Genomic DNA, 21,626 nt, shown 5'->3' with positions numbered 1-21,626 from the left:
CGCGGCCGAAGCCGCGCCGTCGCCGGCTGCGCGGGCCGCGTCGCCGCGCGCCCCAACGTCCGCTCCAGGCCGTCCCCCTGGCCCGGTGCGCCGGCTATTTTCCCATGAAACCGCGCACGCCCCGGCGCCCGCTACGGCGCCAGCAGCCCGCGCCACAACGCCATCAGCCGGGCCGGCGCCAGATGCGCGTGGAAATACTCCCGCGCCTGCCGGCCCAGCGCGACGCGGCGCGCGGGGTCGTCGGCCAAGGCCGCCAGCGCGCGCGCCAGTTCGGCGCCGTCGGCCGACGCCACCGCGATCAGCGGCGGCGGCGGCGCGCCCTGCGGCAGCGACGACTTCGCCTGGCTGACCACCGCGCGCCCGGCGGCGAGGTACATGTACAGCTTGAACGGCAGCACCCGCGCCGCCTTGCCGTCGCCGCCGAACACGCCCAGGCAGATATCGGCGGCGGCGATTTCCTGCGCCAGCGCGCTGAGCGGCTGCCAGTCGCGCACCCAGTCGATCCGCGCGCCGTCGCCGCCGGCGGCGGCCTGTTCGGCGATGAACGCCTCCAGCGCCGGGCCGAGCTGGCCGTCGCCGACGAAGCGGAACGCGAACCGCCCGCGCTGTGCCGGATCGGCCGACAGCCGCCGCACCGCATCGACGATCGCCGGCACGCCGTGCAGCGGGATCAGGGTGCCGACGAACAAGACCCGCAGCGGGCCGTCGCCGCGCGCCGCGGCATCGTCGATCGCCAGGAACGCGTCGCTGTCGATCGCCAGCGGCAGCGAGCGCACTCGCTGCGGGTCCAGGCCGAAGTCGTCGATCATCGCCTGCCGGTTGGCTTCGGTGTCCACCAGCACCACCGCCGCCGCACGCAGCGCCCGCGCCTCGATCCGCCGGACCCGGCGCGAAGCGGCCGAATCGCCGCCGCGCGCGCGGTCGCGGAACATCGAATCCCAGATCGAGATGTAGGCATCGACGATGCAGCGCGGGCGCAGCCGCGCCGGCAGCCAGGACGCCAGCCACATGAAGAACAGGCTCGGATACGGCACGTACACCGGCACCGCGCGGCCGCGCGCGGCGAGCAGCACGCGCAGCAGGCTGAGCAGATTGCCCAGTCCCAGGCGCGCCAACGTCCACAGCTGCCGCAGCGGCGACAGCCCGCGCAGCTTCCACAGATGCAGCTGCGGCGGCAGCGGCTTGCCCAGGTCGCGCAGTCGCGCGACATCGTGCGCTTGCAACTGCAGCAAGGTCTGTTCGGCATTGGGATAGCCCGAACCCGAGGCGCGCAATCCAGCGACGATCAGGGTCGGCGCGCTCATGCCCCGCCCTGCTGCGCGCGGCGCATCAAGATCCGTCCGGCCAGCGTTCCGGCGCACTCGCTGGCCAGGATCAGCGCCCGCGCCGCGACCGTTCCGGCCAGCACCGCGCTCGCCGCGGCCGCGCCGGACATCGAGGCGACCACCGATTCGCGCACGCCCAACCCGCCCGGCGCCAGGATCGCCAACACCCCGGCGACGGTGCCGGCGAACAAGGCCTGCACGAACTTCAGCGCATCGGCCGGCGCGACCAGCACCAGATAGGCGCCTGCATACGGCGCCATCGCCAAGGCATAGCCCGCCAGCGACGCTGCCAGCGGCGCGGCCCGCACCGGCGTGCGCGCGCGCAGCGCCCACAGCGCCGCGGCCAGCGCCAGCGCGGCCGCCACCGCCGCCGCGACCCACAACCCCAGGCCGAAACCGCGGTCGAGCGCATACGCCGCCGCCGCGATGCCCGCGCAAAGCGCCAGCGAGAAGCCCTGTTCGAGCACGCCGACGATCACGCTCGTGCGCGCAGGCACGCCGAAGCGCGCCAGCGACAGGCCGCGCCCCAAGACGTGCCCGACCCCGATCGGCACGTACTTCGCCAACAACGTCGCCAGCCACACTCCGGCCAGTAACCCGCCGCGCGCCGGCGCGGCGAAGGCCCGGTTGGCGAGCGCGAACGCGCCGGCGTTGATCGCCAGAGAGGCCGCGAACAGTACGAAGGCCAGCGCCAAGCGTTCCGGCGCGATCGCCTGCAGCGCCTGCCAGAACTGCGGCCCCTGCACGCCCAGGTAGCGCGCCGCGAACAGCAGCGCCGCTACGGCCAGGGCGTATCCGAGGCCCAGCCGCCAGGCCTTGCGCGCATCAACCGCCATGACCGCGGTCGGCCCGCACCCAGCGGTGCAGGTACTGGAAGGTCACGAAGCCGCGGAACGGCCAGAAATCCAGCAATTTGGCCGGCACCAGGCTCCAGGCCTTGGATTCGATCAGGCGCACGTTGCGGCGTTCGGCGCGCGCGCTGAGCCCGGCCTGCGCGCCCAATCGCAGGATGTCGCGGCGGGCGAAGAAGCGCAGGTGGGTGCGGTCGTGGATGCCGCGTTCGCGCGCCGGCCAGGTGCCGAGCAATCCGAGCGCAATGAAAGTGGAAAGATGACGAACGTTGGGCAGGCTGGTGATCACGCAACCGCCTTCGGCCAGACGCCCGACCAGGGCCTGCAGCACCGGCAGCGGCTCGGCCACGTGCTCGAGCACGTCGGCGCAGACGATCGCGTCGAACGGCGCTTGCGCGGCCAGCGCGCGTATCGTCTCGGGATCGTCGATGCGGCCTTGCAGCACTTCGTCCAGCTGGCCGCGCGCGTGCTCGGCCAATTCCGGCGACGGCTCCACGCCGACCACGCGCACTTGCGGACAGCGCTCGCGGATCAGCGCAGCGCTCATGCCGGCACCGCAGCCTACGTCCAGCACCCGCCTGGTTTCGGGCGGGAGCAAGCGCACCACGTCCGGACGCGCGCCCGAATAGCCACGGAAGCGGGCACGCAGCCCGCCGCGACCATCGGCTACTGCCATTCGCCGCTCCCGAGAGCGTCGCTCCTGAGGGCATCGTTCTTGAGAGGTGCGGCCTTGAGAGGATCGCTCCCGGCCGGCTCGTCCTCGCTGGGACCGGACGCCGCGTCGCGCCCGTGCAGATAGGTCAGACCGGTGATCTGCTCCGACACCAGACCGATCAGGAACACGATCACCGCCGCGCTCAGCATCAGCGCGCTCATGTTGGTGAAGCGGCCCTGGGTGGCGAAAGTCCAGGCGTAGTGGCCCAGGCCCAGCAGGGCGAAGGTCACCGCGGTCGGCGCGAACAGCTTCAACGGCGAATACAGCGTGGCGATCTTGAAGATGATCAGCAAGAAGCGCACGCCGTCGCGCAGCGGACGGATGTGGCTCTGCGTGCCGACCCGCTTGGCCACGTCGATGGGCACGTAGGTCACCGGGTAGGCGCTGCGGAAGAACGCCATCGTGCTGGTGGTCGGATAGCTGAAACCGTTCGGCAACAAATGCAGGAACTCGCGGAACTTGCCCGCGCGCACCGCGCGGAAGCCCGAGGTCAGGTCCTGGACCTTGTGTCCGGTCATCCAGCTGGCCAGCCGGTTGTACAGCGCGTTGGCGGCGCCGCGGCCGACGCTGGCCTGGCCGCTGGCGTTGCGCGCGCCCACGGCCATGTCGTAGCCGCGGTCGAGCTCGGCCAGCAACAGTTGGATATGGGCCGGGTCGTGCTGGCCGTCGGCGTCCATGAACACGATCACCTCGCCGCGCGCGGCGCGCGCGCCGCGCTTGATCGCCGCGCCGTTGCCCATCGAATACGGCGAGCGCAGCACCTTGGCGCCGAGCCCGGCAGCGACTTGGGTGGTGTCGTCGGTCGAACCGTCGTCCACCACGATGATTTCCGCGTCCGGCAGCGCCGCACGCAGCGCCGGCAAGGTACGGCGTAGCCCCTCCGACTCGTTCTTGGCCGGCAAAACGATAGAAATAGACATGCCACCTCCCCGTGGCGGAGGATACCTTGTCCCGGTTGGACCCGACATGGGCCGACCGCAGAATAGCGACGCCGTTCCGCTCGCCACGACCTGAGATTGCGGTAAAGTCAGGGTGGGGAAAACTGAGGGCTGAGATGTCCACCGCTACTGCCAACCTGGTGGGAATCACCGGCATTGCCCGGCGTTTGGTCATGGATGGCGCCCTGGACGAGGTCAAGGCCCGCGAAGCCATGGCCGCGGCCAGCGCCGAGCGCAAGCCGCTGGCCTCATACCTGGCTGAGAACCGCCTGGCCACCTCGGCCCAGCTCGCCGCCGCCAACTCCATCGAGTTCGGCGTGCCGCTGTTCGACGCCTCCGCGATGGATCCGGCCCAGTCGGCCTCGCGCCTGATCAGCGAAGAACTGGTCCGCAAGCACAACGCCCTGCCCCTGTTCAAACGCGGCAACAAGTTGTTCATCGGCCTGGCCGACCCGACCAACAGCCGCGCGCTCGACGAGATCAAGTTCCAGACCAACCTGGTGATCGAGGCGATCCTGGTCGACGAAGACCTGATCAAGTCCACGCTCGACCGCTGGATGGACACCAACGACACCCTGGGCGACGCCACCGGCGACGGCGAGGGCCTGGACACCCTGGAAGTCGGCAAGGACGACGAGGGCCTGTCCGCCGGCGGCGACAGCGGCATCGACGCCAAGGGCGACGACACCCCGGTGGTGAAGTTCGTCAACAAGGTGCTGGTCGACGCGATCCGCCGCGGCGCCTCGGACATCCACTTCGAGCCCTACGAAACCGAATACCGCGTGCGCCTGCGCATCGACGGCCTGCTCAAGCAGGTCGCCAAGGTGCCCAACAAGCTGCACTCGCGCATCGCCGCGCGCCTGAAGGTCATGGCGCAGCTGGACATCGCCGAGAAGCGCGTGCCGCAGGACGGCCGCATCAAGCTCAACCTGTCCAAGACCAAGCAGATCGACTTCCGCATGAGCACCTTGCCGACCCTGTTCGGCGAGAAGATCGTGCTGCGTATCCTCGACGGCTCGGCCGCGCGGCTGGGCATCGAGAAGCTCGGCTACGAGGACGATCAGCGCGATTTGTTCGTCAACGCGGTGGTCAAGCCCTACGGCATGGTCCTGGTGACCGGCCCGACCGGCTCGGGCAAGACCGTGTCGCTGTACACCGCGCTCAACATCCTCAACGACGATCAGCGCAACATCTCCACGGTCGAAGACCCGGTCGAAATCCGCGTGCCGGGCATCAACCAGGTGCAGATGAACGTCAAGCGCGGCATGACGTTCGCCGCCGCGCTGCGCAGCTTCCTGCGCCAGGATCCGGACGTGATCATGGTCGGCGAAATCCGCGACCTGGAGACCGCCGAAATCGCCATCAAGGCCGCGCAGACCGGCCACATGGTGCTGTCCACGCTGCACACCAACGACGCCCCGCAGACCATCGCGCGCCTCATGAACATGGGCGTGGCGCCGTACAACATCACCTCCTCGGTGACCTTGGTGATCGCCCAGCGCCTGGCCCGACGCCTGCACGACTGCAAGCGCGAGGTTCATCTGCCCGAGCACGCGCTGCTGGCCGAAGGTTTCACCCCCGAAGAAGTCGCCGCCGGCATCACCCTGTTCGAACCGGTCGGCTGCCCCGACTGCACCGAGGGGTATAAGGGCCGTACCGGCATCTACCAGGTCATGCCGATGACCGAAGAAATCCAGGCGATCGTGCTCGAAGGCGGCAACGCGATGCAGATCGCCGCCGCCGCCACGCGGTCGGGCGTGCGCGATCTGCGCCGCTCGGCCCTGGTCAAGGCGCTCAACGGCGTCACCAGCCTGGCCGAAATCAACCGCGTAACCAAGGACTAACCCATGTCCGCGACCCGATCCGCCACTCGCGCCGCCACCAAGACCGCCCCCCCGGTCCGTCGCGAAAATCCCCTGGAAATGTTCGTCTGGCAGGGCACCGACAAGCGCGGCATCAAGATGAAGGGCGAGCAGGCGGCCAAGAACGCCCACCTGCTGCGCGCCGAGCTGCGCCGCCAGGGCATCACGCCCAATGTGGTGAAGCCCAAGGGCAAGCCGCTGTTCGGCGCCTCCGGCAAGCGCATCACCCCCGGCGACATCGCCATCTTCAGCCGCCAGATCGCCACGATGATGAAGTCGGGCGTGCCGATCGTGACCTCGCTGGAGATCATCGGCGAGGGCCACAAGAACCCGCGCATGAGGAAGCTGCTCAACGCCATCCGCGCGGACCTGGAAAGCGGTCTGTCGCTGTACGAGGCAATGAGCAAGCACCCGGTCCAGTTCGACGAGCTCTACCGCAACCTGGTCAAGGCCGGCGAATCGGCCGGTGTGCTGGAAACCGTGCTCGACACGGTCGCGACCTACAAGGAAAACATCGAAACCTTGAAGGGCAAGATCAAGAAGGCGCTGTTCTACCCGGCCACGGTGGTCGCGGTGGCGATCCTGGTCAGCGCGATCCTGCTGATCTTCGTGGTGCCGCAGTTCCAGGCCACGTTCAAGAGCTTCGGCGCCGACCTGCCGGCGTTCACGCTGATGGTCATCGGCATGAGCGACTTCATGATCCAGTGGTGGTGGGCGATACTGCTGATGCTGGTCGGCGCGGTGGTGGCCTTCATCATGGCCAAGAACCGATCCCCGGCCTTCGCCCATTTCCTCGACCGGGCGATGCTGAAGATCCCGGTGGTCGGGCAGATTCTGCACAACGCCGCGGTCGCGCGCTTCGCCCGCACCCTGGCGGTGACCTTCCGCGCCGGCGTGCCGCTGGTGGAAGCGCTGGACACCGTCGCCGGCGCCACCGGCAACGTGGTCTACGAAAAAGCGGTCTATCGCATCCGCGACGACGTCTCGGTCGGCTACCAGGTCAACATGGCGATGAAGCAGGTCAACCTGTTCCCGCACATGGTGATCCAGATGACCGCGATCGGCGAAGAGGCCGGCGCGCTCGACACCATGCTGGTCAAGGTCGCCGAGTTCTACGAGCAGGAGGTCAACAACGCCGTCGACGCGCTGTCGAGCCTGCTGGAACCGCTGATCATGATCATCCTGGGCGTCATCGTCGGCGGCATGGTGGTGGCGATGTACCTGCCGATCTTCAAGCTGGCAGCGACGATCTGATCGGCGATATCCTCACCGCATGGCATTCCTAGATCAGAACCCCGGCCTCGGGTACCCGCTCGCGGCCGGTTTCGGGCTGCTGCTCGGCAGTTTCTACAACGTGGTCATCCTGCGCCTGCCCAAGCGGCTGGAGTGGGAGTGGAAGAAGGATTCGCGCGAGGCCCTGGAGCTGCCGGAGGTCTACGACCCGCCGCCGCCCGGCATCGTGGTCGAGCGTTCGCACTGCCCGCACTGCAAGCACCAGCTTGCCTGGTTCGAGAACATTCCGCTGTTCAGCTACCTCGCGCTGCGCGGGCGCTGCCGTTACTGCAAGACCCCGATCTCGATGCAGTACCCGGCGGTCGAGCTGCTGACGATGCTGCTGATCCTCGCCTGCGTCGCCCGCTTCGGCTTCGGCTGGCAGGGCTTCGGGGCGATGGTGTTCACCAGCTTCCTGATCATCCTGTCGGGCATCGACCTGCGCACGCAGTACCTGCCCGACAAGCTCACCCTGCCCTTGATGTGGCTGGGCATCATCGCCGCCAGCGACAACCTGTATTTCCCGGTCAAGCCGGCCGTGCTCGGCGCGATCGCCGGCTACGGCAGCCTGTGGCTGTTGAACTGGATCTACCGGCAGTACCAGGTAGTGGTCAAACGGGTCAAAGACCCGCGCGACGGCATGGGCGGCGGCGACTTCAAGCTGCTCGCCGCGATCGGCGCCTGGGTCGGGCTCAAGGGCGTGCTGCCGGTCATCCTGATGTCGTCCCTGGTCGGCGCGGTGATCGGCTCGATCTGGCTCGCGATCAAGGGCCGCGACATGGGCATCCCGATTCCGTTCGGGCCCTATCTGGCCATCGCCGGCTGGATCGTGTTCTTCTGGGGCGAAAGCCTGCTGCAGGCCTACCTGTCCTACTCCGGACTGGGCTGATGGCCGGCTTCTGCGTCGGCGTCACCGGCGGCGTGGCTTCGGGCAAGAGCGAAGCGACCCGGCGCTTCGAAGCGCTGGGCATCGTCGTCGCCGATGCCGATCTGGCCGCGCGCGCCGCGGTGGCGCCCGGCAGCGACGGCTTGGCCGAAGTCGCCGCGACGTTCGGCCCGCAAATACTCGCCGCCGACGGCGGCCTGGACCGAGCGGCGATGCGCCGCCTGGTGTTCGCCGACGCGGCCGCGCGCAAGCGGCTGGAAGCCATCGTCCACCCGCGCGTGCGGGCGATGCTGCAGGCGCAATGCGCGCAGGCGCCGGGCGCCTACGCGATCGCCGCGATCCCGCTGCTGGCCGAGGGCGGCCGCGAGGCCTATCCCTGGCTGGACCGGGTGCTGGTGGTCGATGTCCCCACCGAGGTGCAACAGACGCGGGTGATGCAACGCGACCGCATCGACGCCGAACTGGCCGCGCGCATGATCGCCGCCCAGGCCACGCGCGAGGCGCGGCTGGCGGTGGCGGACGACATCGTGGTCAACGACGGGCCGCTCGAAGCGCTGCAGGCGCAGGTGGAAGCCCTGGATCGGCGCTATCGGGCGATGGCTGCGGCAGCGGGTTGAGCGCGCAGCGGCTGGCACAAAGGCGTCGGGCCTGAAGGCCCTCCCACAACAGCGAAGACCCTCCTACAGCCGCCGCTCGCCCGCCATCGCATCGTTGCGGGCGGGCGTTGGCTTTTGTGGGAGGGCCTTCAGGCCCGATGCTTTTCGATCAGGCGAGGCCCAAGCCCCCGCCCCTCCAATCACGCCGGCCACAGGCTCCGGATCGCCGCCACGCCTTGGGCGCCATGCCGGCGCGCATCGGCCAGATCCTGCGCGCCGAGCCCGCCGATGGCGTAGATCGGCAGCGACACCGATTCGCGCAGCGCCGCGAACGCTTCCCAGCCGATCCCCAGCACGCTGGGATGGCTCGGCGTAGGCTTGATCGAACCGACCACGGCGAAATCGCAGCCCAGGGCCTGCGCCGCCTGCAGCTCGCGGGCGTCGTGGCAGGACGCCGCCAGCGGCAGTTCCGCCGGCAGCGGGCGCTCGCTCAGCCCGCGCAGTTGCGCCGCGCGCAGGTGCGCGCCCACGCCCAGCTCGCGCGCCAGGTTCAGATCGGCGTTGATCAGCAGCTCGGCCTTGGCCGCCCGGCCACGCTTGGCCGCGGCGGCGGCTAGCCGGTGCCAGCGCGCGGGATCGGCCGCGCTCAGGGCCGGCGCGCGCAATTGCACGCGCTTGACGCCCGCGGCTAAAGCGGCGGCCAGCGCGGCCAGCCAGGCTTCGTCGTCGTCGCCGGGCTCGGGCGTCACCAGATACCGGTCGGGTTGCTCCAGCGCCGCCACCACCGGCCGGTCGGCCGGCGGCATCGCGTAGCTGGCCAGCTTATGCGGTGGCACCCAGGCCAGGGCCTGCCCCTCGCGCCCGCGCGCGCTGCCGCGCCAGGCGCGCACTTCGCGCACGTCCAGCACCAGGCGTTTGTCGGGATAGATCTGCGGCACCCGGATCAGCTCGGCGCCGATCTCGCTGTCGATGCCCAGCTCTTCGTGCAGTTCGCGGCTCAGCGCCGCCTCGGGCGTTTCGCCCGGCTCGCGCTTGCCGCCGGGGAATTCCCACAGGCCGGCCAGGTCGCGCCCTTCGGTGCGCCGGGTCAGCAGCACCCGGCCGCGGGCGTCGCGGATGACGCCGGCGACGACCTCGACCACGCGCGAACGTGGTCGCGGCACCTCCGCGTCGGCCGAAGCGCCGGCGTCCGCATCCCCGGGCCCGGCGCCGTCGCGGCGTCCTTCGCCCGCGCTGCGGCCGCCGGGCTGCTCAGCCCAACTGCCCATGGCAATGCTTGTACTTCTTGCCGCTGCCGCAGGGGCAGGGATCGTTGCGGCCGACATTGGCGAAGGCGTCTTCCGACAGCTGCACCTGCTCGGCTTCCTCGTCGGCGCCGAAACCGCCGGCGCTGGCGTGCTGGAACTGCATCTGGCGCAGCTGAGCCTCGGCCTGGGCGCGTTCCTGCTGCTCCAGCGCGGCGATCTCTTCCTCGCTCTGGATGCGCACGCGCGCCAGGATCGTCACCACCTCGCGCTTGACCTTGTCGAGCATCTCCGAGAACAGCTCGAAGGCTTCCTTCTTGTATTCCTGCTTGGGCTGCTTCTGCGCGTAACCGCGCAGGTGGATGCCCTGGCGCAGGTAATCCATGCGCGCCAGATGCTCCTTCCAGTTCTGGTCGAGCACGTTGAGCATGATGTGCTTTTCCAGCATGCGCATGGTTTCCGGACCGAGCTGCTGCTCGCGCGCGGCGAAGTGCGCGTCCACCGCCTCCTGCACCTGGCGCCCGATCGCCTCGGCGTCGAGCTCCTCGGCCTTGGCCGCGGTCTCCACCAGCGGCACCTGCACGCCGAAGTCGGAGGCCAGCGCGGTCTGCAGGCCCGGCAGATCCCACTGCTCGTCGATCGAATCGGCCGGCACGTGGCGCTGCACCGTCTCGGCGACCACGTCGCCGCGGATGCCGTCGACGTTCTCCTGCACGCTCTCGGCTTCCAGCAGCTCGTCGCGCTGGCCGTAGATGACCTTGCGCTGGTCGTTGTTGACGTCGTCGAAGTCGAGCAGGTTCTTGCGGATGTCGAAGTTGTGGGCCTCGACCTTGCGCTGCGCGTTGGCGATCTGCTTGGTCACCAGCGGGCTTTCGATGATGTCGTCTTCCTTCAGGCCCATGCGCGCCATCACCTTCTGCACCCAGTCGGCGGCGAAGATACGCATCAGGTTGTCTTCCAGCGACAGATAGAAGCGCGAGGAACCCGGGTCGCCCTGGCGGCCGGCGCGGCCGCGCAACTGGTTGTCGATGCGGCGCGATTCGTGGCGTTCGGTGCCGATGATGTGCAGGCCGCCGGAGGCCTTGACCGCGTCGTGGCGCTGCTGCCACTCGCCCTTCAGGCGCTTGTGGGTGACCTCGTCGACCGGCTCGCCGTTGTTCTGCGCGGCCAGGTCGGCCAGTTCGGATTCCAGCGAGCCGCCGAGCACGATGTCGGTGCCGCGGCCGGCCATGTTGGTGGCGATGGTGATCGCGCCCGGCCGGCCGGCCTGGGCGATGATGTTGGCCTCGCGCTCGTGCTGCTTGGCGTTGAGCACCTCATGGTGCACGCCGGCGGCCGTGAGCTGCTGGCTCAGCATTTCCGACACTTCGATCGAAGTCGTGCCGACCAGCACCGGCTGGCCGCGCTCGTGCGCGGCCTGGATCTCGGCCAGCACCGCGCGGTATTTGCCGTTGCGGTTGAGGAAGACCTGGTCGGAATGGTCCTTGCGCTGGGCCGGACGGTTGGTCGGGATCACGATCACTTCCAGGCCGTAGATGCTCTGGAATTCGTAGGCCTCGGTGTCCGCCGTACCGGTCATGCCGGCCAGCTTCTTGTACATGCGGAACAGGTTCTGGAAGGTGATGCTCGCCAGCGTCTGGTTCTCGCGCTGGACCGGCACGCCTTCCTTCGCTTCCACCGCCTGGTGCAGGCCGTCGGACCAGCGTCGGCCGGTCAGGGTGCGGCCGGTGAATTCGTCGACGATCACCACCTCGCCGTCGCGCACGATGTAATCGACGTCGCGCTGGTAGATCGCGTGCGCGCGCAGCGCCGCGTTGAGGTGGTGCACGACCGAGATGTTCTGGCCCGCGTACAGCGATTCTTCGTCGCCGATGATGCCGGCCTTGCGCAGCAGCGCTTCGGCGTGTTCCTGGCCGGCTTCGGACAGGTGCACCTGCTTGCCCTTCTCGTCGACCCAGTAATCGCCGTCGCCGTCTTCCTTCTCCTGGCGGGTCAGCGTGGGGACGATGCGGTTGACCTTGATGTACAGCTCCGGCGACTCGTCGGCCGGGCCGGAGATGATCAGCGGGGTGCGCGCTTCGTCGATCAGGATCGAGTCGACTTCGTCGACGATGGCGTAGTGCAGGCCGCGCTGGAAGCGGTCGTCCTTCGACAGCGCCATGTTGTCGCGCAGGTAGTCGAAGCCGAATTCGTTGTTGGTGCCGTAGGTGATGTCGCTGGCGTAGGCGGCGTGCTTGTCGGCATGGTTCATGCCCGGATACACCACGCCCACGCTCAGGCCGAGCCAGTTGTAGAGCTTGCCCATCCAGGCCGAGTCGCGCCGGGCCAGGTAGTCGTTGACGGTGACCACGTGGGTGCCCTTGCCTTCCAGGGCGTTGAGGTAGACCGGCAGCGTGCCGACCAGGGTCTTGCCTTCGCCGGTGCGCATCTCGGCGATCTTGCCCAGGTGCAGGACCATGCCGCCGATCATCTGCACGTCGTAATGGCGCATGCCCAGCACGCGCTTGGACGCTTCGCGGCAGACCGCGAACGCTTCGGGCAACAGCTTGTCGAGCGATTCGCCGTCGGCGATGCGCTTCTGGAACTCCGGCGTCTTGGCCTGCAGCTGGGCGTCGGAGAGTTTTTCCATCTCCGCTTCTAGCGCATTGATCTTGACGACAGATCGTTGCAGTTGGCGCAGCAGGCGATCGTTGCGGCTGCCGAAAACGCGGGTAAGCAAGCTGTTGAGCATGACGGGTCCGTGTAAAGCGAACGGGGTTGCACAGGCGGGACGTGTTAAGAGCGCGTTGCCGCCGGCAAGTTCCCCAGGAATCCAGCAGACCGCCCGATCGCCGCGTCCGCGCCCCTGTTCGGGGCCCTGAAACGCGATCGGGGGCGCCATGCGCCCCCGATTCGGATCGAGCCTGGTCTTTGGCCACACGCATTCTAGCGTGGGGGGCGACCTGAACGGTATCAAGGGGGAAAAGCGACGGGGGAATGTGGGACTTTGCCCAATTCCACAGTTCGCGGGTCGGTCCCGACGGCGAGTTGCACACCCGGCCGGCCGCAGGAGCGGCCGGCGTTCAGCGGACCGCGAGCCAGTGGCTCGCGAGCGGTCCGCTTCACCCCCTCAGCGGCGACTGCTGGTTGAGGAACTTGACCGGATTGACCACCCGGCCGTTCTCCCACACCTCGAAATGCACGTGGGCGCCGGTGGAGCGGCCGCTGGAACCGGCCTTGGCCACTTCCTGGCCGGCGCGGACCAGCTCGCCGACCTTCATCAGCAGGCGCGAGTTGTGCGCGTAGCGGGTCACGTAGCCGTTGCCGTGGTCGATCTCGATGACGTTGCCATAGCCCGAGCGCACGCCCGAGTAGCTGACCACGCCGTCGGCCACCGCCAGCACCGGGTCGCCGATGTCGGCTTCGAAATCGATGCCCTTGTGGAACGCGGCGCCGCCGTTGAACGGGTCGGCGCGGCCGCCGAAGCCGGAGGTGATGTAGCTGTTGGCGATCGGGGCGCGCGAGGGCACCGCGTTCATGTCGATCTGGCGGTTGAACAGCAGCGACTCCAGCACCGTCAGCTGCTCGCCGGAGGCCTTGAACTGCTGCTTGAGCTGGTCCATGCCGGCGTTGAGCTCGGGCTTGGACATGTCGCGCACCGGGCCGGCGCCGCCGACGCCGACCGGCTTGTTGAAGTCGAATTCGCCGTCCTGGAGCTGGCCGATGCGGGTCAGGCGCTCGCCCAGGGCGTTGAGGCGGTTGGCCTCGGCCTGCAGCTCGCCCATGCGCGCGGCCAGGGCGTTGATCTCGCGCTGCGCGTCGCGGCGGGTGACGGCGATCTGGTCGTGCTGCTGGGCCAGTTCGGCGCGTAGCATGCGGTTGTCGGCGATGCCGGCGCCGGCGCCGACGCAAACGCCGGTGCCCAGCAGCAGCGCGATCGCCAGTGCGGGGCGGCGGGAGCCGGCCCGGCCGCACTGCTGGAAGAAGTTCCCCAGCCGTTCGCGCGTGTGCTCAACGATGGATTGATAGGTCATGAGTCCGATGTCTGATTCCAAGCCCAAAAGGCCGCAGTCGCGCCGCCCTTCCACTCCACGCATCGCTCTGGATGCGTTGATGGAGGACAGCGCCGCCAACCCGATCAAGCGAGCCCTATGGCTCGAAGATCTGGACCTTCGGTTACGCCCCTACCTGCCGCCTTCGCTCGCCGCGCATGCGCGGCTGGCCAACTTCGAACGCGGCAGGCTCGTGTATGTCGTCGATGCTCCGGTGTGGCGCGCCAAATTACGGCTGGCCGCACCCGAAATGCTCGACGCAGCCCGGTCCGTCGGACTGAAAGCGGCCGAACTCGTCGTCAAGACGACGATCCCGCAGCCGGCGGCAGCACCGGTGCGACAGGCCAAACCCCTGTCGGCCGCAACGCAGCAAGCGCTGCGGGCCGCGCTGGATTCGCTGCGCGACCCCGATGAAACCAAGGGCCGCGGCGACGCCAACTGACTGCTCGGGCGGTTCGCGCGGGGGGCGTTCCGATAGGGGCCGAGAGCCGGGTCGGGGCATCCTACTGGCCCAACTCCCGGGGTTTGTTAAACGATCGGAAGCATTCCGGAAAAGTTCCGTTAGAAAATCGTTAACCCGTCACGTGACATTCACGAGTGTGATCTGGTTAACGTTCCTGACTTTTCTGGGCCGGCATCACGGGCCGGCAGAGACGCGCGTTCAGCTTGGAACGCGGACTGGACACGCGGTGTAGTCGCGGGGTATCGCGACGGGGCGGCGGGAGGCCCGCTCGCCGCAGGCGCCGGCGTGACGCCGGCGCGGCCTCAGGCGAACGCCGCCTCGCCGCCGTAGGCGACCGGGCCGTCCGCGGTCTGGTCGTAGCTGACCAGCTCCCAGGCCGAGCGCTCGGCCAGCAGCGCGCGCACCAGCTTGTTGTTGAGCGCGTGGCCGGACTTGTAGCCCTCGTAGGCGCCGATGATGGCGTGGCCGGCCAGGTACAGGTCGCCGACCGCGTCGAGAATCTTGTGGCGGACGAACTCGTCGACGTAGCGCAGGCCGTCGTCGTTGAGCACGCGGAACTCGTCGAGCACGATCGCGTTGTCCATCGAGCCGCCCAGGCCGAGGTTGCGCTCGCGCATGTATTCCAGGTCGCGCATGAAGCCGAAGGTGCGGGCGCGGCTGACTTCGCGGATGTAGTTCTCGGTCGAGAACTCCACCTGCGCGCGCGACTGCGAGGCCGGGATCGCCGGATGGTCGAAGACCACGGTGAAGCCCAGGCGGAACCCGTCGAACGGCTCGAACCGGGCGATCTTGTCGCCGTCGCGCACTTCCACCGGGTGCTTGATGCGGATGAAACGCTTGGGCGCGTCCTGCTCGGCGATGCCGGCGGACTGCAGCAGGAACACGAACGGACCGGCCGAGCCGTCCATGATCGGCACTTCCGGCGCGGACAGCTCAACATAGCAATTGTCGATGCCCAGCCCGGCCATCGCCGAGAGCAGGTGCTCCACCGTCATGACCTTGCCGGCGCCGTAGGTCAGGCCGGTGCACAGCGTGGTCTCGGTGACCAGGTCGGCGCGCGCGGGCATCTCCACCACCGGGTCGAGATCGGTGCGGCGGAACACGATGCCGGTGTCGACCGGGGCCGGGCGCAGGGTCAGGAAGACCTTTTCGCCGCTGTGCAGACCCACGCCGGTGGCGCGGATGACGGTCTTGAGGGTGCGCTGGCGCGACATGGGAATGTAGGGCTTTCCGCGAAAACGATGGAGTTCTTGTGACGATCCGACCGCCTGGCCGCTGTGGCTCGCAGGGGCGGAATAGCTAATTGGGGTCGCTACGAAACCGCGCAAGAGTAGCACGCGGGTTCCTGAACCTGAACGCAAGAGACACACTGTCCCGCCGTTGTCAACAGCGCGGCGCAAACTGACCGGTCGGCCCGCAACCGGGCCGACCGGCCCAAAAGCCCCGGCGCCTGAGCGCCGGGGCAAGGTGCCCTGGGGACCGGGGACGAGTCCGGTCCGGGGTAGTGCTGCCCTTGGCGGGCGGTACCGCTGCAACCGGCCTGGCGGGCGACGAGTACCGGCAACGAACCGCGGCGCGGACGGTTTACCGCCGTCCGCTCCGAAGTCGCGCCGCGCGCCCTGCCCGCGCGGCCGTCAGTCCGCCTGGCGGCGCAGGAACGCCGGGATGTCCAGGTAGCTGTTGTCGCTGCCGAAGTCCGCCACCGCCGGGCCGGTCGGCTCCTGGCGGGCGCTGCCGCGCAGGTTGCCGCCGAAGCTCGGCATGGGCGCGTGGCCGACGTCGTCCATCGCCGAGAACTCGGGCTGGCCGGTGGTCGCGTTGCGCACCAGCTGGATCGGCGCGCGCTGCGCTTCGCGCTCGTAGCCGGCGCCGTGACCGCGCACCGACTGCTTGGCGACCACGCGGTTGAGGCCGGTGGCGACCACGGTGACCTTGACCTCGTCCTGCATGTCCGGGTCGAGCACGGTGCCGATGACCACGGTCGCGTCTTCGGAAGCGAAGTTCTCGATGGTGCGGCCGACCTCGTCGAACTCGGCCATGGTGAAGTCCGGGCCGGCGGTGATGTTGACCAGGATGCCGTTGGCGCCGGCCAGGTTGACGTCGTCGAGCAGCGGGTTCTGGATCGCAGACTCGGCCGCGGCCTGGGCGCGATCGTCGCCGCGCGCGGCTCCGGTGCCCATCATCGCCAGGCCCATCTCGCTCATCACCGTGCGCACGTCGGCGAAGTCGACGTTGATCAGGCCCGGGCGCACGATCAGATCGGCGATGCCCTGCACGGCGCCGAGCAGCACGTCGTTGGCGGCGCGGAAGGCCTGGATCATCGTGGCGTTGCGGCCGAGCACGGTGATCAGCTTCTCGTTGGGGATGGTGATCAGCGAGTCGCAGTGGTGCGAGAGTTCCTCGATGCCCTTGAGCGCCACCTGCATGCGGCGGCGGCCCTCGAACGGGAACGGCTTGGTGACCACGGCGACGGTCAGGATGCCCATCTCCTTGGCCAGCTGCGCCACCACGGGCGCGGCGCCCGTGCCGGTGCCGCCGCCCATGCCGGCGGTGATGAACACCATGTCGGCGCCGGTCAGCGCGTCCATGATGCGCTCGCGGTCTTCCAGCGCGGCCTGGCGGCCGACTTCCGGATTCGCGCCCGCGCCCAGGCCCTTGGTGACGTTGCTGCCGAGCTGCAGCTGCAGCTTGGCGCCGCAGTTCTTGATCGCCTGCGCGTCGGTGTTGGCGGTGATGAACTCCACCCCGTCGACGTTGCCGCTGACCATGTGCGCCACGGCGTTGCCGCCGCCGCCGCCCACGCCGACGACCTTGATCACCGCGTTCGGGGCCATTTTTTCAACCAATTCGAAATGTGCCATGTCCTCGTCCTCTTTGAGCCGGGATTTTGGGATTGGGGATGCGGCATTCGCAAAGCGCGATCCGACCCTCCATCACCTTCTCGGCGTTTATGGTTTTTATGTTTGAACAACTAAACGACGTACTGCTTCGTTACGACTTCCGTGTTTGCCCTGTTCCGCTTTTGCGCTTGCCTCTAAACCAATCGCGAGCCGCGGCCGCTCAAAACTCGCCGCGATACCAATTCTTCAACTTGCTCAGGAAGCTGCCGGCGCGGCCGGTGGAGATCACCGGGCGGCGCGGGTTCTCGATCTGGCTGCCCATCAGCAGCAGGCCCACGCCGGTGGCGTGGACCGGGTTGCCGACCACCTCGCCCAGGCCGGTGACGTGCTGGGGAATGCCCACGCGCACCGGCATCTGCAGCATTTCCTCGGCCAGCTCGACCACGCCTTCCATCTTCGCCGCGCCGCCGGTCAGGACCATGCCGGCGCGCACGTGGTGCTCGAAACCCGAGCGGCGCAGTTCGGCCTGGATCATTTCGAAGATTTCCTCGTAGCGCGCCTGCACCGCCTGCGCCAGCGAGTGGCGCGGCATGCGCCGCGGCGGCCGGTCGCCGACGCTGGGCACCTGGATGGATTCCTCGGCGGTGGCCATCTGCGCCAGCGCGCAGGCGTAGCGGACCTTGATCTGCTCGGCCTCCGGGGTCGGCGTGCGCAGCATGTGGGCGATGTCTTCGGTGACCTTGTCGCCGGCGATCGGCAGGCTGGCGCTGTGGGCGATGGCGCCCTGCACGAACACCGAGATGTCGGTGGTGCCGGCGCCGATGTCGACCAGGATCACGCCGAGCTCGCGCTCATCGCTGGTCAGCACCGCGTTGCTGGAAGCCAGCACGCCCAGGATCAGATCGTCCACCTGCAGGCCGCAGCGCTGCACACACTTGCTGATGTTGGCCGCGGCCGACTGCGCGCACACCACCAGGTGCGCGTGCACCTCCAGGCGCACGCCGGTCATGCCGACCGGGTTGCGGATGCCTTCCTGCGAATCGTCGAGCACGTAGTCGCGCGGGATCGCATGCAGGATCTTCTGGTCGGCCGGGATCGCCACCGCCTTGGCCGCTTCCAGCACCCGATCGAGGTCGCCGTAGGTGACCTCGCCGTCGCGGATCGGGGCGATGCCCTGCGAGTTGCGGCACTGGATGTGGTTGCCGGAGATCGAGGCGTAGACCGAGCGGATCTCGCAGCCGGCCATCAGCTCGGCCTCTTCGATCGCGCGCTGGATCGACTGCACGGTGGATTCGATGTCGACCACCACGCCGCGCTTGAGCCCGCGCGATTCGTGCGAACCGATGCCGATGACTTCGATCGGATTTCCGGGCGAATACTCGCCCACCAGCGCCACCACCTTGGAGGTGCCGATGTCGAGGCCAACGATGAGCGACTTGTCGCCTTTGCGGTTCATGACTGTCCTTGCTGCTTCGGTGCGGCCGCCGGCGCCTGTTGCGCGGGCGCCCACGTCAGCGAAAAACCATTGGTGTAGCGAAGATCGGCGCGCTCGAGCACCTGCGCTTTCTGCGCGGTGAGCTGCGGCAGCATGTGCACGAAGCGGCTCAGGCGCGAACGCTGCTCGGTGCGGCCGATGACGATGCGCGCGCCGTTGCTCAGGCCCATCGTCCAGCTGCCGCGCTGGTCGACTTCCAGATCGCGCACTTCCAGCCCGACCGGCGCGAACAGCTCGCGCGACTCGTTGTACAGCGCCACCACGTCGGCGACCCGGCCGTCGGGCCCGCCGAACTGCGGCAGCTTGTCCGGCACCTGCAGATCCTTGCCGACCGGGAACAGGCGGCCCTGCTCGGACAACAAACGATCCTGGCCCCAGCGCGCGAACGGCTTGTGCTCGATCACCGTCACCTCGAGCACGTCCGGCCAGCGCTTGCGCACCTCGGCGCGCTCGACCCACGGCAGCTTCGACACCGCGTCCTGCGCCTTGGGCAGGTCGACCGCGAAGAAGCCGCGCTGGGCGTAGGGCAACAGGGTCTTGCGCAGCGCCGCCGCGTCGACCCGCTCGAACTCGCCGGTCACGCGCAGGCGCTTGAGCGGCCACTGGTTCGCGCCGATCCAGCCGTTCAACACGGCCACGACCGGCAGCGCCACCAGAGCCAGCGCCAGCACCCATCCGACAAGTCGCAGCAGGGCGTTCACGTCGCGCCACCTCCCGCGATCACGGTGGCTTCGAGCACGCGCCAGCACAGCTCGTCGTACTCGATGCCGATCTGGCGCGCGGCCTTGGGCACCAGCGAATGGCTGGTCATGCCCGGCGCGGTGTTGACTTCGATCAGGTAGAAGCGGCCGTCGCGGTCGCGCATGAAGTCGACCCGGCCCCAGCCCTTGCAGCCGGCGGCGACGAAGGCTTGCATCGCCAGGCGGCGGATCTCGTCTTCGGCGGCGCCGTCCAGGCCCGGACACAGGTACTGGGTGTCTTCGGCGATGTACTTGGCATGATAGTCGTACCACTCGCCCTTGGGCACGATCCGGATCGACGGCAGCGCGGTGTAGCCGTCGCCGTCGATCAGCACCGCGACGGTGAGCTCGTCGCCGACGATCATCTGCTCCATCAGCATCTCGCCCGGATAGCGCGCGGCCAGGGCCACGGCCTCGTCGATGTCGGCGTCCTTCAACACTCGCGACACGCCGACGCTGGAGCCTTCGCACGAGGGCTTGATGATGACCGGCAGGCCGATCTCGCCCGCCGCGGCGTGCACGTCGTCGCCCTTGGCGATGCGCTTGAAACGCGGGGTCGGCAGGCCGGCGCCGATCCACACCTGCTTGGTGCGGATCTTGTCCATCGCCAGCGCCGAGCCGAGCACATCCGAACCGGTGTAGGGGACGCCGAGCGCTTCCAGCACGCCCTGCAGCACGCCGTCTTCGCCGCCGCCCTTGTTGCCGTGCAGGATGTTGAACACGCGGTCGACGCCGCCGGCGCGGATGCGTTCGATCAACGCCGGGATGCCGTCGACCGCGAACGCGTCCACGCCGCGCGAGCGCAGCGCGTCGAGCACGCCGCGGCCGGAATCCAGCGACACTTCGCGCTCGGCGCTGGTGCCGCCCATGAGCACGGCGACGCGGCCGAACACGGCCGGGTCGGTGACGCGCAGCGGGGCGAACTTGACGACACTCACTTCGACTCTCCTTGGAAACCGGTAGTGGCCAACTGCTGCGCCGCCGCGCCGATGTCGCCGGCGCCCATCAGCAACAACAAGTCGCCGTCGTTCAACACGTCCGGCAGCACGCCGGCCAGATCGGCGGCGCCGCCGACCACGACCGGGTCGATGCGGCCGCGCGCGCGGATCGCGCGCGCCAGCGATTTCGCATCGGCGCCGGCGATCGGCGCTTCGCCGGCCGGATAGACCTCGGTCAGCACCAGCGCGTCCACCGACGACAGCACCGCAGCGAAGTCGTCGAACAGGTCGCGGGTACGGCTGTAGCGGTGCGGCTGGAACGCCACCACCAGACGCTTGTCCGGCCAACCGCCGCGGGCGGCGGCGAACACCGCTTCCAGCTCTTTCGGGTGATGGCCGTAGTCGTCGACCAACTGCACGGTCGCGCCCTTCTCGGTCTTGATCTGCGCCAGCAGGTTGAAGCGGCGGCCGATGCCGGCGAACTTCTCCAGCGCGCGCGCGATCGCGTCGCTGGCCACGCCGAGCTGCCAGGCCACCGAGGCGGCGGCCAGCGCATTGAGCACGTTGTGCCGGCCCGGCAGGGCCAGAGTCACCGCGGTGCGGCTGGCGTCGGGCAGGCACAGGGTGAAGCGCATCGCGCCGCCATGCTGGGTGACATCCTCGGCGCGCACGTCGGCTTCGTCGCTGAAGCCGTAAGTCATCACGTGGCGCGGAGTTTCCGCGGCCAGCCGGGCGACATTGGCGTCGTCGATGCACAGCACCGCCAGGCCATAGAACGGCAGCCGGTGCAGGAATTCCTCGAACGCGGCCTGGACCTTGGCGAAATCGCCGCCGTAGTTCTCCAGGTGATCGGCGTCGATGTTGGTGACGATGGCGATCTGCGGGTTCAAGCGCAGGAAGCTGCCGTCGCTCTCGTCGGCCTCGGCCACCAGCCACTGGCCGCCGCCGAGGCCGGCGTTGGCGCCGGCGGCGAGCAGCTTGCCGCCGATCACGAAGGTCGGGTCGATGCCGCCTTCGGCCAGCACGCTGGCGGTCAGCGAGGTGGTGGTGGTCTTGCCGTGGGTGCCGGCCACGGCGATGCCGCGGCGGAAGCGCATCAGCTCGGCCAGCATTTCCGCGCGCGGCACCACCGGAATGCGCTGGGCGCGCGCTTCCATCAGCTCGGGGTTGTCGCGCTTGATCGCGCTGGACACCACCACGCAGTCGGCGCCGAGCACGTTGGCCGCGGCGTGGCCGCGGTGCACGGTCGCGCCCATCGACGCCAGGCGCCGGGTCACCGCGTTGTCGGCCATGTCCGAACCCGACACCTGGTAGCCCAGGGTGCACATGACTTCGGCGATGCCGCTCATGCCGGTGCCGCCGATGCCGACGAAGTGCACGCGCGGGAACGCCTTGGCCAGGTCGCCGGTGTGTTGCAGACGGCGGCGCAG

General features: G+C 68.9%; 17 protein-coding genes and 1 pseudogene. 5 read left to right on the top strand and 13 right to left on the bottom strand.

The features are described from left to right. Positions 1–131: 131 nt before the first annotated feature. Genes BLU84_RS02910 through BLU84_RS02895 form a run of 4 tightly spaced genes read right to left on the bottom strand, consistent with a single transcriptional unit; the run spans position 132 to position 3,811 of the window. Positions 132–1,304 (bottom strand): glycosyltransferase, encoded by a 1,173-nt coding sequence (locus tag BLU84_RS02910; protein WP_074862678.1) that lies wholly within the window; start codon positions 1,302–1,304, stop codon positions 132–134. Continuing rightward, positions 1,301–2,161: a hypothetical protein gene (locus BLU84_RS02905; RefSeq protein ID WP_074862675.1), complete on the bottom strand. Its 861-nt coding sequence runs from the start codon at positions 2,159–2,161 to the stop codon at positions 1,301–1,303. Before BLU84_RS02905 ends, BLU84_RS02910 begins: the two co-directional genes overlap by 4 nt. Beyond that, positions 2,151–2,852 (bottom strand): class I SAM-dependent methyltransferase, encoded by a 702-nt coding sequence (locus tag BLU84_RS02900; RefSeq protein WP_083382269.1) that lies wholly within the window; start codon positions 2,850–2,852, stop codon positions 2,151–2,153. The genes BLU84_RS02905 and BLU84_RS02900 overlap by 11 nt, the downstream gene beginning before the upstream one ends. After that, on the bottom strand, positions 2,843–3,811 hold the full coding sequence (locus tag BLU84_RS02895) for a glycosyltransferase family 2 protein (protein WP_083382268.1): 969 nt from the start codon (positions 3,809–3,811) through the stop codon (positions 2,843–2,845). Before BLU84_RS02895 ends, BLU84_RS02900 begins: the two co-directional genes overlap by 10 nt. Positions 3,812–3,945: 134 nt before the next feature. On the opposite strand from BLU84_RS02895, the gene pilB reads away from it, so the two are divergent. Genes pilB through coaE form a run of 4 tightly spaced genes read left to right on the top strand, consistent with a single transcriptional unit; the run spans position 3,946 to position 8,466 of the window. Next, the gene (gene pilB, locus BLU84_RS02890; RefSeq protein ID WP_074862669.1) at positions 3,946–5,673 is read left to right on the top strand and encodes a type IV-A pilus assembly ATPase PilB; all 1,728 of its coding nucleotides are present in this window, start codon (positions 3,946–3,948) and stop codon (positions 5,671–5,673) included. A 3-nt stretch (positions 5,674–5,676) separates the two neighbouring features. Next, positions 5,677–6,945: a type II secretion system F family protein gene (locus BLU84_RS02885; protein WP_074862666.1), complete on the top strand. Its 1,269-nt coding sequence runs from the start codon at positions 5,677–5,679 to the stop codon at positions 6,943–6,945. A gap of 19 nt (positions 6,946–6,964) precedes the next feature. Further along, positions 6,965–7,852 carry a prepilin peptidase gene (locus BLU84_RS02880; protein ID WP_074862663.1) on the top strand — a complete coding sequence of 296 codons (888 nt, stop codon included), beginning with the start codon at positions 6,965–6,967 and terminating at the stop codon, positions 7,850–7,852. Further along, positions 7,852–8,466, top strand: coding sequence for a dephospho-CoA kinase (gene coaE, locus BLU84_RS02875; RefSeq protein ID WP_074862660.1), 615 nt, complete (start codon positions 7,852–7,854; stop codon positions 8,464–8,466). Before BLU84_RS02880 ends, coaE begins: the two co-directional genes overlap by 1 nt. A gap of 179 nt (positions 8,467–8,645) precedes the next feature. On the opposite strand, the gene BLU84_RS02870 is transcribed toward coaE, so the two are convergent. The 3 genes from BLU84_RS02870 to BLU84_RS02860 form a co-directional block, all read right to left on the bottom strand. Continuing rightward, a complete protein-coding gene (locus BLU84_RS02870; RefSeq protein WP_074863302.1) occupies positions 8,646–9,608 on the bottom strand; it encodes a Nudix family hydrolase in 963 nt (320 codons plus the stop codon). An 88-nt stretch (positions 9,609–9,696) separates the two neighbouring features. After that, complete coding sequence (secA, locus tag BLU84_RS02865) at positions 9,697–12,420, bottom strand: preprotein translocase subunit SecA (protein WP_074862658.1); 2,724 nt, start codon at positions 12,418–12,420, stop codon at positions 9,697–9,699. A 370-nt stretch (positions 12,421–12,790) separates the two neighbouring features. Further along, positions 12,791–13,702: a M23 family metallopeptidase gene (locus BLU84_RS02860; RefSeq protein ID WP_074862655.1), complete on the bottom strand. Its 912-nt coding sequence runs from the start codon at positions 13,700–13,702 to the stop codon at positions 12,791–12,793. Between BLU84_RS02860 and BLU84_RS02855 the strand changes: the two genes are divergently transcribed. Next, entirely contained in the window at positions 13,701–14,162 is a 462-nt protein-coding gene (locus tag BLU84_RS02855; RefSeq protein WP_074862652.1) for a DciA family protein, read from the top strand. The two genes, BLU84_RS02860 and BLU84_RS02855, sit on opposite strands and share 2 nt — an antisense overlap. Positions 14,163–14,485: 323 nt before the next feature. Here the strand turns inward: BLU84_RS02855 and lpxC are convergent, their stop codons facing one another. From lpxC to murC, 6 genes and pseudogenes are all read right to left on the bottom strand, one after another. Next, positions 14,486–15,397: a UDP-3-O-acyl-N-acetylglucosamine deacetylase gene (gene lpxC / locus BLU84_RS02850; RefSeq protein WP_074862649.1), complete on the bottom strand. Its 912-nt coding sequence runs from the start codon at positions 15,395–15,397 to the stop codon at positions 14,486–14,488. Positions 15,398–15,817: 420 nt separating this feature from the next. Beyond that, entirely contained in the window at positions 15,818–17,044 is a 1,227-nt protein-coding gene (ftsZ, locus tag BLU84_RS02845) for a cell division protein FtsZ (protein ID WP_074862646.1), read from the bottom strand. Positions 17,045–17,243: 199 nt separating this feature from the next. Then, positions 17,244–18,479, bottom strand: coding sequence for a cell division protein FtsA (gene ftsA / locus BLU84_RS02840; RefSeq protein ID WP_074862643.1), 1,236 nt, complete (start codon positions 18,477–18,479; stop codon positions 17,244–17,246). A gap of 8 nt (positions 18,480–18,487) precedes the next feature. Next, positions 18,488–19,219: pseudogene (locus tag BLU84_RS02835) on the bottom strand (cell division protein FtsQ/DivIB); the annotation flags it as partial. Next, on the bottom strand, positions 19,216–20,196 hold the full coding sequence (locus BLU84_RS02830; protein ID WP_074862636.1) for a D-alanine--D-alanine ligase: 981 nt from the start codon (positions 20,194–20,196) through the stop codon (positions 19,216–19,218). The pseudogene BLU84_RS02835 and the gene BLU84_RS02830, both read right to left, overlap by 4 nt. After that, a complete protein-coding gene (murC, locus tag BLU84_RS02825) occupies positions 20,193–21,626 on the bottom strand; it encodes a UDP-N-acetylmuramate--L-alanine ligase (RefSeq protein ID WP_074863300.1) in 1,434 nt (477 codons plus the stop codon). Before murC ends, BLU84_RS02830 begins: the two co-directional genes overlap by 4 nt.

This window comes from Lysobacter enzymogenes (assembly GCF_900106525.1).
GTDB lineage: Bacteria > Pseudomonadota > Gammaproteobacteria > Xanthomonadales > Xanthomonadaceae > Lysobacter > Lysobacter enzymogenes.
This window is presented reverse-complemented; position numbering and strand designations above follow the sequence as displayed.

What these genes read in the sequence shown, in the direction of transcription:
- coaE (WP_074862660.1), top strand. Translation starts at nt 7,852, where the DNA reads ATGGCCGGCTTCTGCGTCGGCGTCACCGGCGGCGTGGCTTCGGGCAAG.
- ftsZ (WP_074862646.1), bottom strand. Translation starts at nt 17,044, where the DNA reads ATGGCACATTTCGAATTGGTTGAAAAAATGGCCCCGAACGCGGTGATC.
- BLU84_RS02910 (WP_074862678.1), bottom strand. Translation starts at nt 1,304, where the DNA reads ATGAGCGCGCCGACCCTGATCGTCGCTGGATTGCGCGCCTCGGGTTCG.
- BLU84_RS02895 (WP_083382268.1), bottom strand. Translation starts at nt 3,811, where the DNA reads ATGTCTATTTCTATCGTTTTGCCGGCCAAGAACGAGTCGGAGGGGCTA.
- pilB (WP_074862669.1), top strand. Translation starts at nt 3,946, where the DNA reads ATGTCCACCGCTACTGCCAACCTGGTGGGAATCACCGGCATTGCCCGG.
- ftsA (WP_074862643.1), bottom strand. Translation starts at nt 18,479, where the DNA reads ATGAACCGCAAAGGCGACAAGTCGCTCATCGTTGGCCTCGACATCGGC.
- secA (WP_074862658.1), bottom strand. Translation starts at nt 12,420, where the DNA reads ATGCTCAACAGCTTGCTTACCCGCGTTTTCGGCAGCCGCAACGATCGC.
- lpxC (WP_074862649.1), bottom strand. Translation starts at nt 15,397, where the DNA reads ATGTCGCGCCAGCGCACCCTCAAGACCGTCATCCGCGCCACCGGCGTG.
- BLU84_RS02905 (WP_074862675.1), bottom strand. Translation starts at nt 2,161, where the DNA reads ATGGCGGTTGATGCGCGCAAGGCCTGGCGGCTGGGCCTCGGATACGCC.
- BLU84_RS02880 (WP_074862663.1), top strand. Translation starts at nt 6,965, where the DNA reads ATGGCATTCCTAGATCAGAACCCCGGCCTCGGGTACCCGCTCGCGGCC.
- BLU84_RS02860 (WP_074862655.1), bottom strand. Translation starts at nt 13,702, where the DNA reads ATGACCTATCAATCCATCGTTGAGCACACGCGCGAACGGCTGGGGAAC.
- BLU84_RS02885 (WP_074862666.1), top strand. Translation starts at nt 5,677, where the DNA reads ATGTCCGCGACCCGATCCGCCACTCGCGCCGCCACCAAGACCGCCCCC.
- BLU84_RS02900 (WP_083382269.1), bottom strand. Translation starts at nt 2,852, where the DNA reads ATGGCAGTAGCCGATGGTCGCGGCGGGCTGCGTGCCCGCTTCCGTGGC.
- BLU84_RS02855 (WP_074862652.1), top strand. Translation starts at nt 13,701, where the DNA reads ATGAGTCCGATGTCTGATTCCAAGCCCAAAAGGCCGCAGTCGCGCCGC.